9 protein-coding genes are annotated in these 12828 nt (G+C 44.5%); 5 read left to right on the top strand and 4 right to left on the bottom strand.

The genetic code is table 11. From position 1 onward, the window contains the following. Positions 1-183 precede the first annotated feature (183 nt). Together ACPEIW_RS05800 and ACPEIW_RS05795 are read left to right on the top strand one after the other, a co-directional pair. Positions 184-1803 (top strand): C69 family dipeptidase, encoded by a 1620-nt coding sequence (locus tag ACPEIW_RS05800; protein WP_425663600.1) that lies wholly within the window; start codon positions 184-186, stop codon positions 1801-1803. A 214-nt stretch (positions 1804-2017) separates the two neighbouring features. Then, complete coding sequence (locus ACPEIW_RS05795) at positions 2018-3535, top strand: formate--tetrahydrofolate ligase (RefSeq protein ID WP_425663598.1); 1518 nt, start codon at positions 2018-2020, stop codon at positions 3533-3535. Between the two features lie 269 nt (positions 3536-3804). On the opposite strand, the gene ACPEIW_RS05790 is transcribed toward ACPEIW_RS05795, so the two are convergent. After that, positions 3805-4647: an alpha/beta hydrolase gene (locus ACPEIW_RS05790; protein WP_425663596.1), complete on the bottom strand. Its 843-nt coding sequence runs from the start codon at positions 4645-4647 to the stop codon at positions 3805-3807. Positions 4648-4823: 176 nt separating this feature from the next. Here ACPEIW_RS05790 and rsmI point away from each other — a divergent pair, with 176 nt between their 5' ends. Next, complete coding sequence (rsmI, locus tag ACPEIW_RS05785; RefSeq protein ID WP_425663594.1) at positions 4824-5726, top strand: 16S rRNA (cytidine(1402)-2'-O)-methyltransferase; 903 nt, start codon at positions 4824-4826, stop codon at positions 5724-5726. Positions 5727-5814: 88 nt separating this feature from the next. Here the strand turns inward: rsmI and ACPEIW_RS05780 are convergent, their stop codons facing one another. Both ACPEIW_RS05780 and ACPEIW_RS05775 read right to left on the bottom strand, forming a co-directional pair. Next, the gene (locus tag ACPEIW_RS05780; RefSeq protein ID WP_425663592.1) at positions 5815-6105 is read right to left on the bottom strand and encodes a hypothetical protein; all 291 of its coding nucleotides are present in this window, start codon (positions 6103-6105) and stop codon (positions 5815-5817) included. Beyond that, positions 6095-6865 carry a hypothetical protein gene (locus ACPEIW_RS05775; protein WP_425663590.1) on the bottom strand — a complete coding sequence of 257 codons (771 nt, stop codon included), beginning with the start codon at positions 6863-6865 and terminating at the stop codon, positions 6095-6097. The genes ACPEIW_RS05780 and ACPEIW_RS05775 overlap by 11 nt, the downstream gene beginning before the upstream one ends. Before the next feature lie 372 nt (positions 6866-7237). Here ACPEIW_RS05775 and metG point away from each other — a divergent pair, with 372 nt between their 5' ends. Further along, positions 7238-9103, top strand: a complete 1866-nt coding sequence (metG, locus tag ACPEIW_RS05770; RefSeq protein ID WP_425663588.1) for a methionine--tRNA ligase — start codon at positions 7238-7240, stop codon at positions 9101-9103. An 819-nt stretch (positions 9104-9922) separates the two neighbouring features. On the opposite strand, the gene ACPEIW_RS05765 is transcribed toward metG, so the two are convergent. After that, positions 9923-11365: an aminopeptidase C gene (locus ACPEIW_RS05765; RefSeq protein ID WP_425663586.1), complete on the bottom strand. Its 1443-nt coding sequence runs from the start codon at positions 11363-11365 to the stop codon at positions 9923-9925. A 473-nt stretch (positions 11366-11838) separates the two neighbouring features. Between ACPEIW_RS05765 and ACPEIW_RS05760 the strand changes: the two genes are divergently transcribed. Then, entirely contained in the window at positions 11839-12822 is a 984-nt protein-coding gene (locus ACPEIW_RS05760; protein ID WP_032815600.1) for an ABC transporter permease, read from the top strand. The last annotated feature ends 6 nt before the right edge of the window (positions 12823-12828 follow it).

Here is a 12828-nt window from a genome sequence, read left to right as displayed (position 1 = left end):
GCTTTAGGTTTAGGATTTATATGACTTCGCGCTGGCAAGTCGCAAGCAGCTTACGACTAGATGCGCGTGTGTAAAATAGTCAAAACTAGTCAAAACTAAGCAAAACTAATCTAAACAAACAAAATTATCTAAAATAATCAAATAACCAAAATAATCAAAAATTAGAAAAATGAGGATGCAAATATGGCATGCACAACAATTTTAGTAGGACGCAAAGCGAGCTACGACGGATCCACGCTTATTGCGCGCAACGAAGACTCCGCAAACGGCGAGTTTAACCCAAAGCGCTTAGTGGTAGTAAAGCCGCAAGACCAGCCACGTGTTTACAAGTCCGTGCTTAGCCACGTAACAGTAGAGCTTCCAGATAATCCAATGCAATACACAAGCGTTCCAAACGCAGACTTGCGCGAAGGAATTTGGGGAGAAGCTGGCGTTAACGAAGCAAACGTGGCAATGAGCGCAACCGAAACGCTTACATCCAACGAGCGCGTGCTGGGCGCCGACCCAATGGTGGAGCTTCAAAAAGCGCAAGGCAAGGAAGGTGACGCTGATTATAAGCCAGAAGTGCCTGGCGGAATTGGCGAAGAAGACTTCTTAACGCTTGTTTTGCCTTATATTCGTAGCGCTCGCGAAGGCGTGGAGCGTTTGGGCGCGTTGCTAGAAAAGTACGGCACTTACGAGATGAACGGCGTTGCGTTCTCGGATGTAAACGAGATTTGGTGGATGGAAACTGTTGGCGGACACCACTGGATTGCTAAGCGCGTGCCAGACGAGGCGTATGTTGTTATGCCAAACCAGCTTGGAATCGACGAGTTCGATTTGGAAGACGCTTTGGGAGACCAAGAAGAGCACATGTGCTCGGCTGATTTGCTTGAGTTTATTGAAGAAAACCACTTAGATTTGTCTGTAGAAAACGCTTCGCCATTTAATCCTCGAGATGCTTTCGGCTCTCATTCGGACGCTGATCATGTGTACAACACGCCGCGCGCGTGGTTTATGGAGCGTTTCTTGAATCCTTATGACGAAGTGTGGGATGGCAAAGACGCGGATCATAAGCCAGATAGCAACGATATTCCGTGGGCGCGTCAGCCTGAGCGCAAAGTGACGGTTGAAGACGTTAAGTACGTGCTTAGCTCGCACTATCAGGGAACTGAGTACGATCCTTACGGCAAGCTTGGCGATGAGCATACGCGTCATCTTTTCCGCCCAATCGGCATTAATCGCCAAAGCCAGCTGGCTGTTATGCAAATCCGCCCTTACGTGCCAGAAGCTTTCCGCACAATTCAGTGGATGGCGTACGGCTCTAACCCGTTTAATGCGCTCGTGCCGTTCTACGCAAATGTAAACGAAACTCCAAAGTATTTGGAAGATACAACTACTCGCGTAACAAGCGAAAACTTCTATTGGGAAAATCGCATTATTGCAGCTCTTGCGGATGCCGCATTTAACGATACTGCAAACGCGATTGAGCGTTACCAAGAAGTTGTTGGTTCACTTGGTCACGCAATGGTTAAGGCTACGGATGCTGCTGTAGCAGAGCTTCTTGGCGTTGATTTGTCTGATTACGAGCCAGAGCGCGAAGGTGATGAAGGCGATGAAGGTTGTGAAGGCTATTGCGATTTAGTTCGCGATCCTGAAGCTATTATTGCAGAGCTTCGTAACGACAAAGTGCGCGCGGCTTTGGCTAAAGCAAATGAAGATATGGCTGCAAAGTTGAAGAAAGAAACCGATTCTTTGCTCGATACAGTTCTGTACATAACTAGCATGCGTATGAAGAATGGTTTTAATCGCTCCGATCACTAATCGCAAGCCGTTATAGACGTTACTAATAACGCGCATAGTTTTAATGTAATATTGCTATACCACGCCTATGCAATCGTATAGTATAAAAATTGTTCATTTACATTAGCTATGCGCGTTTATTATTGAGCGCTTATTGAGCATCTGTTATTGAACGTTTGTTGTTGAGTATTTGTTGTTGAGCGTCTATTAGGCGTTTTGCCTGAAAGTGGGGAATATGAGCATTCTTGATTCGTTTACTGCACAATTTGGACTGGTTAAAAAAATCGACGCTTTTGGATTTATGGATTATCTAAAGAGGAATCCAAGCGAGCCAAGAAAGCACGGTAAAGTGTTGCTCGTTACTGCAGATACTCCTCTTAAGGCTTCTAGAGGAGAAGGCAAAACAACCACCACTATTGCGCTTGTAGACGCTTTGCGCGAACGCGGAGTAGATGCGGCGGCTGTTTTAAGGCAGCCAAGCATGGGCATTACTGCGGCGGGTTCTAAAGGCGGCGCTAGCGGTGGCGGAAAGTCGTCTCTTGCACACCCAGAGTTGATTGACTGGGGATTGTGCGGAGAAATGGCGGCTATTGAATGTGCGCAGAATTTGCTTGTTTCTTTTGCAGAAAAGGCGATTGACGACGGTATTTTAGACACGATTTTAGTGCCGCGAGTAAGCGAAGTGCCTTCAAGATCTTTGCGTAGTATTGCTGTTGATTTTGGCAAGAGCACGGTTGCAGAGCGCGTTGTATTAACGCCAACTTGCGAACTTATGCAAATCGTAGTGCTTTCTAGAAGCATGGAAGAAATCGCAAATCGCGTATCTTCTATGATTGCTGGCACAAAAGACGGGAATCCTGTTAAATTTGGCGATTTTGTTGACTTGTGGCGAATCACAAATATTCTTGCTGATGCTGTAAAGCCTGCAAAAACAGAGACGATTAATGGTTCTCCGATTTATGTTCATTGCGGGCCATTTGCCAACGTTTCTCTTGGTATTCCAAGCCTTGTAAGTGTTGAGATGGCTTGCGCGCTACACGATGTTGTTGTTGTGGAAGCAGGGTATGGCACGGATGCTGGCGCGCAAAAGTGGCTAGATATTGCTGCTCGCGAGTTCGGCGCAAAGTGGCCTGCTGCTGCGGTTGTTGTTACTCGTGCCAGCACTTGGCGAGATGACGAAACGCTTGCGTGGCGCTACCCGTTCCACGTTTCGCGCCTTGAGTCGCTTGATATTCCTACTTTCCCTCTTGTTAATTTGTGGGATGGGGAAGATGGGCAGGTTTCAGATTTGCTTGAACAAGCTAATGCTTTGGGATTCCGCAAGCCGATTGTTGGCAATCTTTTCCGAGATGGCGGAGATGGATTGGCAGATCAGCTAGACGATTTTGTGTCTGTGATTACCGATGATGCTGAAACGAAAGTTCCGCAAAGCCGCCGAGGAAAGTCTCTTCGCGAGCGTATTAATTTGCTTTGCTCCGAGGCGTATGGTGTGCCTGCTGAGCGCGTAATCGACAAAGCAGGTTTTGCGGATTCGTTGAAAGAAGCGCAGGATTTGTGCAATAAGGCTGGTGTTGATTTTGATAGCTTGGCTCTTGTTGCTGTAAAATCGCCAGCAACCATGACGGATGACGACCACGCGCCTGCTGATTCTCGCACTGTAACGCTTAAAAAGGTAGAAGTTCATTCTGGCGCAGGCGTTGTTCAAGTCAACCTTACAGCTTCACTAACAACTCCAATGCCAAAGATTGTGTGATTTTCCGCTGTGAAATCTTCCGCATTTTGTACGTGATTTAGGTCAAATGTGGTACAAAGTGCGGAAGGTTTTTCCTGATTTTGTACGTGTTTTAGGTAAAATTTGGTACAAAGTGCGTCAATCTTTTCCTGATTTTGTACGTGTTTTTGGTCGAATTTGGTACAAAGTGCGGAAGGTTTTTCCTGATTTTGTACGTGATTTGGGTTGAATGTGGTACAAAGTGCGGAAAAGTAAACAAACGCGGGCGAATCCTGGCGCACGAAGTTAGGTTATGCAAAAGTGCGACGCAACCAATCGCAAGCAAGATTAATCCACTGCTGAACTTCTGGCTGCACAAATTCAGGAATTACTGCACCATTCTCATCGCGCTTAGCTGTTTCTTTAACCGCCAAAGCCAATCCGTGCGGCCCCTTAGGGAACAAATGCGCTTCCACGCTTACGCCAGCTTTAACACACGCGTCTACAAACATAATCGAGTTTTGAACTGGAACTGTTTGGTCTGTAATTGTTTGCCAAACGAACACAGGCGGAGTTTTAGAATCCACGTGATTTTCAAGCGAAAGCTGCTCCACGAGTTGCTCGCGAGTGCTAGAATCTACGTCTCCAAAAAGACGGTCGAAAGTTGGCTTATGCGCGTATTCGCCAGCGGAAATCACAGGGTAAGCAAGCATAAGAGCATTTGGTCGAACATCATTTGCGTTGTATCCATTTGCTTTCTCAACATCGTCACTAACGCTAGTCGCAAGATTTGCGGCTACATGGCCTCCTGCAGAGAATCCAATAATCGCCACTTTTTGCGCATCTACATGCCATTCTTTTGCGTTATTGCGAATCAATTGCATAGCTTCTGCGGCTTCCAAAAGCTGAGTCGGGTGCGCGCTAGGCACAAGCGAGTATCGCAAAACAAAAGCGTGGAATCCAGCAGCCGCAAACTTCATAGCAATAGGCTCTGCTTCTCGATTAGAAACGCGCAAGAATCCGCCGCCTGGCAAAATCAGCACTGCTGGTCGCGTTTGATCGCCTTCGCTATCTAAATTATCATCTAAAACATATGCAGTTAGAAGCGCGTTGCTGCCGTCAATACCTTTAATTTGGCGTTCTATAATCTTCATAGTATCTCTTTTCGTTTTGCGCGATTGCAATTTATGTTAAGCATAATTACTAAGCATAAACTTAAGCATAATTACTAAGCATAATTCTAATCAAATACCTTGTTTTTAATGTGCTTTATGTGCGTTATTTTATAAATTCGTGTAGAGTCTTAAGAGGTTTTATAAGGAGATTTAAGATGAGTAGTGAAGATAGTTTAGGCAAAGTTGTTCTTGCGGCCACTCCGATTGGGAATATGGGAGATGCTTCTGCGCGCTTAATTAATCTTCTAGAAACCGCGGATATTGTTGCAGCAGAAGATACGCGTAGGCTTTACGACCTTGCAAATCGCCTTGGCGTGCACGTTTCTGGGCAAGTTGTTGCGTATCACGATCACAATGAGCGCAATAAGGCAGATGGTTTACTAGACAAGGTTGAGCAAGGTAGCACTGTTCTTGTTGTTTCCGACGCTGGCATGCCTACGATTAACGACCCAGGGCTTGCGATTGTTCGCCGCGCAATAGAGCGCGATTTGCCTGTTACTTGCGCGCCTGGCCCGAGTGCCGTATTGGATGCTTTGGCGCTTTCTGGCCTGCCAACAGATCGTTTTTGCTACGAAGGTTTCTTGCCGCGCAAGTCGGGGGAGCGCATGCAGCATTTGCGCTCGCTTCTTTTAGAGAGGCGAACAATCGTGTTTTACGAGGCGCCGCACAGGATTGCGGAGTCAATGGCAGCTCTTCTTGCAGTTTTTGGAGCAGATCGCAAAATGGCGTTGTGCCGCGAGCTTACTAAGGATTTTGAAGAAGTGCGTCGTGGAACTATTGAGCAGATTGCAAAAAGCGTAGAAAATGATCCTCCTCGTGGCGAGATTGTGCTTGTGCTTTCGGGCGCTAGCGAAAGTGATGTTGCGCAACAAAGCGTTGATTTAAGCGTGGATCAGCTTGCTAAAATGGCTTGCGATCTTTCACAAAACGAGGGCTTGCGAATCAAAGATGCTATAACTCGAGTTGTTTCACAAAATCCTCTTTCAGACGGCTCTTTTGCTAATCGTAAAGAAGTTTATGCAGCTTGCTTAAAAATCAAGGAAAATGTGGACAACTAAGTAGGAAATTAAGCCAAAAATGTGCAAATGTGCAAAAGTCGCATCAATAAAAGCGAAAAATGTGCAAATGTGGAAAATTAAGCAGCAATTAATCCCCATTTTTTGCATATTCGTATGCTTCTAAAAGCACATCTAGACTTTGTTTAACGCCTGGCCCTCCTTGCTGAGATACGTATTCCAGCATTTTTGCGTCCGCGACTGGGTTTGCAACAACCCATTTTCTTAATTCAGGCACGTTCTTAGCAATATGCCATAGCACGTCTTTGCTTGTGTTTTCACAGCACGCGACTTGCGCAGTGAGCACAATTGGCGGTTTTGGCGGCATTGCTGGCGGCATTGCGCTCGCTTTATAATTCTTAATATTTTCTTTAATAGTCATAAAGAACGTCATCCTTGTCTATTATGTATTTAATCCACTCTTTTGCCTTTGCAGCTCCTGGAAAATAAGGATTGCTGTCTATGATTTTTTCGCAATCTTTAAAACTGGTGTTGTATTTTTGAGCCAATTCGCACACAGTATCTACTCTTCTTATTTCTTCGTAAATGTTTTTTGATGGCGTTAGTGCAATGTCGCAAATAGTTCGCGCTGGAGAAGTTACGTGCAAGTCTCTAATCACCCTTTGTTCTTTTTTCATTAGTTTTCTTCTAAACACTTGTAGTCGGTGATCGTACGGCTTTATTCGATAATGACTTTTGGATATTATCTCTAGTATGTTTGGGATTTTTCCTCCAAGCCAAATCCAAGATGCTGTAAATGCGCATGCCACTGTTCCGTTTGGAAGCAGATTTTTTAGCACGTTGCATCGTCCTTCTGGGGTTTTTGCGGTAGATTGCGTAAATCCAGTGCGTATTGAAACGTTGTTGAATGCTCCAAAATTGCATAGTTTCTTCATGCTTAGTGGCCCTGGTAGGTGTTTTGTGTCTATAAGAATAGGCAGCTCCTCGTTTTGTTTTTCCGAAAATAAAATCATCTCTTCGTTTTTGTAGTTTTTGTAGTTTTCGTATTCTTTATAGTTTTTGTAGTCTTCGTATTCTTCGCGAGTTTTGTATTCTTTGCGTCTTTTGTAGTCTTTTATTGCTTTTTTATTTTTTTCGTCATTGTGTATTGTGCGTTTTTTGTTCAACGTTGAAGTGCTCATGTTTCTCCTTTCTGCGTAATGTGCTTAATACGCCAACTTTTTAGTGCTGTAATTCTGTAATGTTCTGCTGTTCTAGGTTTTAATCTTCTAAGTTTTATACACAATATCGTGTTTTACTTTTTTGTCTACGCGATTTTTCGTAATTGTGGAAAAGTGGATTTTTAGCTTTTTACATCAAAAAATGTGATTATATGTGACTAAATCATATGTGACTAAATGTGGTTGTGTACGATTGCGCTTGATTACACGCGATTATGCTTGATTTATCTACTTTGCTATGTGATTTTTATAGCGATTTTTATAGCTATTTTTTAGTGTGATTTTTCGGCGTGTTATTTAATGTGTCCTCGCTGAACAAGATAATATTTGGCTATGAGTCATATTTTGGTGAATGTTGCATGGCCTTACGCAAATGGCCCTCGTCATATTGGTCACGTTGCAGGATTTGGTGTACCTTCCGACGTGTACGCGCGTTACGAGCGCATGAAGGGAAACAGCGTGCTTATGGTTTCTGGAACAGACGAACACGGCACGCCGATTTTAGTTGAGGCAGATAAAGAAGGCGTGAGCGCGCAAGAGCTTGCAAACCGCTATAATAGCGTGATTACTAAAGATTTGTGCGATTTGGGTTTAAGCTACGATTTGTTTACGCGCACAACAACAGCAAATCATGAGCATGTTGTTCAAGAGATGTTCCGCCAGTGCCTTAAGAATGGTTATATTTACAAGGGAACTCAAAAGGTTGCGATTTCGCCTTCTACAGGCCGCACTCTTCCAGACCGCTACATTGAGGGCACATGCCCGATTTGCGGCGCGGACGGCGCGCGAGGCGACCAGTGCGATGCTTGCGGAAACGAGCTAGACCCAGACGAGCTTATTAATCCTGTTTCTAAGATTAACGGCGAAACTCCGCGATTTGAAGAAACAGAACATTACTTCCTTGATTTGCCTGCTTTGGCAAACGCAAACTTGGAGTGGCTTAATTCCAGGGATGGTTGGCGTACAAATGTTATTAACTTCTCAATTGGTCTGTTTAAGGAAGTTAAGCCTCGAGCAATTACGCGAGACATTGATTGGGGCATTCCAGTTCCTGTAGAAGGCTGGATTGATAACCCAAATAAGCGCTTGTACGTGTGGTTTGACGCCGTTATTGGCTACTTGTCTGCATCCATTGAGTGGGCACGTAGGCAGGGCAAGCCAGACGCTTGGCGCGATTGGTGGTGCGATCCTAAGTCTCCTGGCTACTACTTTATGGGCAAAGATAACATTACTTTCCATTCTCAAATTTGGCCTTCAGAGATGCTTGCGTATAACGGCGCTGGCTCTAAAGGTGGCGAGGCTGGCGTTTATGGCCCACTTAACATGCCAGAGCAGGTTGTTGCTTCCGAGTTTATGACCATGGAAGGCAAGAAGTTCAGCTCTTCGCGCGGAATTGTGATTTACGTTAAAGACATTTTGGCGCGCTACCCAGTGGATGCTGTGCGCTACTACATTTCCGTTGCAGGTCCAGAAAATTCCGATGCCGACTTTACTTGGGCAGAGTTCGTTCGCCACAATAACGAAGAGCTTGCAGCAAGTTGGGGCAATCTTGTTAATCGTGTTGCAAATTTGATTAATAAGAATTTTGGAGAGATTCCGCCGTTGGATGAAAATTCAATGACAGATATGGATCGTGCGCTTTTGGATCAAACTTCTAACGCTTTTGAGATTGTTGGCGGTTTGATTGAGCGTCATCATCAAAAGAATGCTCTTAATGAGGCTATGCGCGTTGTGTCGGATATCAACAAGTATATTTCTGCTACGGAGCCTTGGAAGATTAAGGATGACGAGTCTCGTCTTGGAACGGTTTTGCATGTTGCTGCACAAGCTGTTTCGGACGCTAATCATTTGCTTGCTCCATTCTTGCCTCATTCTGCGCAAAAAGTTTGGGAAGCTCTTGGTGGAACGGGAGTGTTCTCGCCGCTTCCAAGAATCGAAGAGGTGAGCGACTTAGATAATCCAGATTTTAAGTACCCGATTATTACTGGCGACTATGAGCTTGGAAAGACTGTTCATCCATGGGAAAGTGAGCCGTTGGTTACTGGTACTCCTGTTGCTAAGCCAACCCCGATTTTTGCCAAGATTCCTAAAGAGGCGATTGATGAGGAGCTTGAGCGTTTTGAGTCTGCTCTTGCTGCTCGTCGTAAAGCTGACGAAGAAAGATTGGCTGCAGCTAAAAAATCGTTGGAATCTGAGTGATTTTAGCGGAAAATTTTAAGGCATAGTGACGTATATAACAAAAAATTGGCATACTGCCAGGAATATGAAAAAATTTTCAGGAAATTTTTAGTTTATATGCGTGTTTTGCGAGAAAAATGTGGTTATAATGAATATTGCTGATGGTTCTTCCATCAGTGAGGTTCGTTCGCGAACCCCATAACTGAAACCTTCTTCTCTCTTTCTCTCTGCCCCGGTGGGTTTTCTCTTTCCCACCGGGCTTCTTTTTATCTTTTTCAAGTGTTCGCCGCTTACCCCGATTTTGTAGCTGATTTACGGTGTGTCGGACTACAAAAAGCGGAAATATAGCTTGCGCGCTACGCTTTAAGCGCTCCGACAGATTGGCGCGCAAGTAAGGTAGAGATTCGAGATTTTTCGCCCTGAATGAGATGAACCTCAGCATCTTTGATGGTGATTCGCTGAAGCAGCAAGAAAAATCGAGAATCTCAGGCGATTAAGAGATACGCAATTGTTCAAGCATGTAAGAGGGCTGGGTGATTCTTGGTCGAACAGTATAAGAGCGGCAGCCGATACCAAATAATCCAATGGCACACGCCTACAAACAAACTTCAACCAAAAACAAAATCAAAGCCAAATCGGAACAACCGTAACAACAAACTACACGTAAGAGGCGGAGCGTTGTGAGACAAGAAACACCCAGCCCTCCTACAACACCAAATAGGAAATCGCGCAATACCAAGCGAGGCAAGCGCAATAAAATAAAAAACGCAGACTGCATTTGTAATTTGCGAATGCAATCTGCGTTTATAAATCAGCTTGTGCTAAATCAATAAATCAAGTTTAGCGGCAGCGCTTTGTAAGTGGTATCCACGGATCAAGCATTACAGGCTCCTGATCCAATATTGCTCGCGTTGCTTCATCAAGATACTTCTTGTTAATAATGATTTCTGTAACGTAGCGGTCAAACCACTGCGCGGATCCAACGTAGTATCCATCTTCGCCGTTATCTTTACCCCAGCTGTTTTCAATCTTCCAGCGGTCTGGCTCGCCATCTTTGTTAAGATTTACGCCAGTAAAGGTCATTGCGTGGTTGCCTGGGCAATCCATGTATTCCAAACCCTTAGCTTTGTCGAAAGTAAACTCTACGTCGAACAGCTCGTCTACGCGCACAACTGCTGGGTCAAAGAAGCCCTCTTGCCTTAGCGAGAATTGCGTGCAATCGCAAGCAAACCAAATTGGGTGTCCATCTTTTAGCTGATCAACAGCGGCTTTGCGGAACACTTCTAGCGCAACGTTTGCAAACTCCATTTCCTTCGTCTCGGCAACGTTTGTTGTGTACTTGAGTTGGTAGAGCTTGTTGAACGGAGTGCGTTCCATTGGGGAGTTGCACAAGCTTACAAAGTCGTTTACGTCTACTGGCACGTACTTCTTTGCAAACTCGAGTGGCGTAATGCCGTATTCGCAAATCATCGGGCGATCGTCTTTGCCGCTCTTTGGCTTATCGTCTTTCTTTTCGCCGCTCTTAGATTCGCTATTTTCTCCGCTTTTCTTATCGTCCTTCTTATCGTCGTCATCTTTAGTGCGCGCAAAGAAGTCGAAACGCTCTGGTGGCTCGCCAAGCGCGATTGCAGTCATGCGGTACACAGTTTCCAAGTCGCGAATCTTCATCTTTCGCAACTCTTCCATAGAAGTGCCATTCTTGTGTGCTTCGCGCAACTCGCATGCAAACTCGCGAAGCTTGCTGTTAATGTATTGCACGAATGCTTCGGAATCGGTAGCGTTTTGCGAATCTGGGTATGCGCTCTTTGGCATAAGTCCGTACTTGTTTACCAAGTTAACGAACATTTGCCACCATCCGCCATCGTCAATCGGACCGTAGTTAATGCTCTCAAAAATTCGGCTATCTAATGTCTCATCTAAAGTTGCTAAAACGTTTTCTAAGTATGCGTTTGCTTTTTCAATCTTGTCCCAGAAGAACAAGTAGCTTTCGGAAAACTCAAAGTCTTCTAGATTCCACTTATGCATAAGCTCGTAGCGCAAAGTGTTAAGCGATGCAAACATCCAGCAACGTCCAGAATGCTGTTGGTTTGTTATTGTTCCTTGCTTTAGTTCTACAGAAAATTCGCGTGGAAGTGCGCGCTGACCCTGGTAGCTTGTTGCTGCTTTAAGAACGCCGCTCGATACCGAAGCGTTTGCTGCTACTCGATTTGCTCGCTGTTCGTTAAAATGCTTAGAATATTCGCGCACGTCGTTTAGTGTAACGGCTTTTACGTTTTCAGACATATATCTCCTTTATCTTGTTAAAAACAGTGAATAAGCGTATTGTAGCTTGCTCAATGCACGAGTCGCGTTTTGCGCGGCTCAAATTGTTCGCGAGTGTTCGTGAGTGTTCGCGAGTGTTCGCGTTTCGTTTATGTAAAATATGTATTTTTATGCGTTTGCGGCGATTTGCGAAACTAATTTTCGTAAATTTTAAGTAATTTCGTTAAATATTTTGATATTTTGCCAATTTTATGTATTAATTTTGACTAAGATTACTATTTATTACGTGTTATTACATGTTTATTTTAGGTAATGTACATAGGTTAGCTAAAAATATACTAATTACACGTCCAAATTATTAGGGCTTACTTAAGTGTGCCTTGAACGCTTATGATTTGCCTTTTTGATTAGTGATTAAATGATGGCAGTGTGCAAGCGTAAGTTTGCAGTTACCAGATGGAGGTAACAATGTTTAGACGTAGAAAAGAGTCACAATGATACGATACATCGTTAAACGATGCCTGAATTATGTTGTGATGCTGTTTGTATCCGTATCCATGACGTATTTCTTGGCAAGTGCATTTATGGATCCGCGATCGAACTATATGTCTAGGCATCCGCATCCGCCAATTCCTTCGATTAACCGTTCTTTGGATTTGGCAAATATTAACGATCAAACTCCAGTTATTACAAGGTATTTGCGTTGGATTACTGGCGTTCTTACTCGTTGGGATTGGGGATTAAGCCCAGAGCAAGCGCCTGTTGGTCCTGCGATTGCTGCGCGAATCGGCGCATCGGTGCAGCTGGTTACTTGCGCAACTGTTCTTGGCATTGTTTTAGGCGTTAGCGTTGGTGTTTATACTGCTATTCGCCAATATAAGTGGCAAGACAGGGTTCTTAACTCTATTGCTACGTTCTTGCTTGTTGTTCCAGCCGCCGTGTTTGGATTACTTATTGTTTTAGCTGCGATTAGCATTAACAACGCTGCTGGTTCTCGTTTGTTCTTTGTTACTGGATTACATTCCTATCAGGGTTCTAATCCTATTGCTTTTATTCTTGACTTCTTGCAGCATTTGATTTTGCCAACAATTGTTATGACCGTTCCTGGCATGGTTGGCTACCATCTTACGCAGCGCACCTATTTGCTCGATACTATGAATGCTGATTACGTTCGTACTGCTCGCGCTAAGGGTTTGCCTCTAAATGTGGCTATTCGTCGTCACGCTTTGCGTACTTCTTTGATTCCTACTGCCGTAGACGTTGCCTTCTCTATTGCAGGCGTGTTTACGGGCGCTGTGATTACCGAAACCGTGTTTGCAATTAACGGTTTGGGTAGCTACTTCGTACAAACTATTTCTAATAACGACATTAATGGTTCTGTTGCTATTGCTGCGTTCGGAGCCGTGTGTACTTTGGCCGGAGCCTTGTTGGCAGATATCTTCTCCGCTTGGCTTGATCCTCGTATTCGTTTGAGCTAATTGCGC

The organism is Gardnerella piotii, from assembly GCF_049815665.1.
Classification (GTDB): Bacteria; Actinomycetota; Actinomycetes; order Actinomycetales; family Bifidobacteriaceae; genus Bifidobacterium; species Bifidobacterium piotii.
Note: the sequence above shows the minus strand (reverse complement) of the source record. Positions and strands in the feature narration are given on the sequence as shown.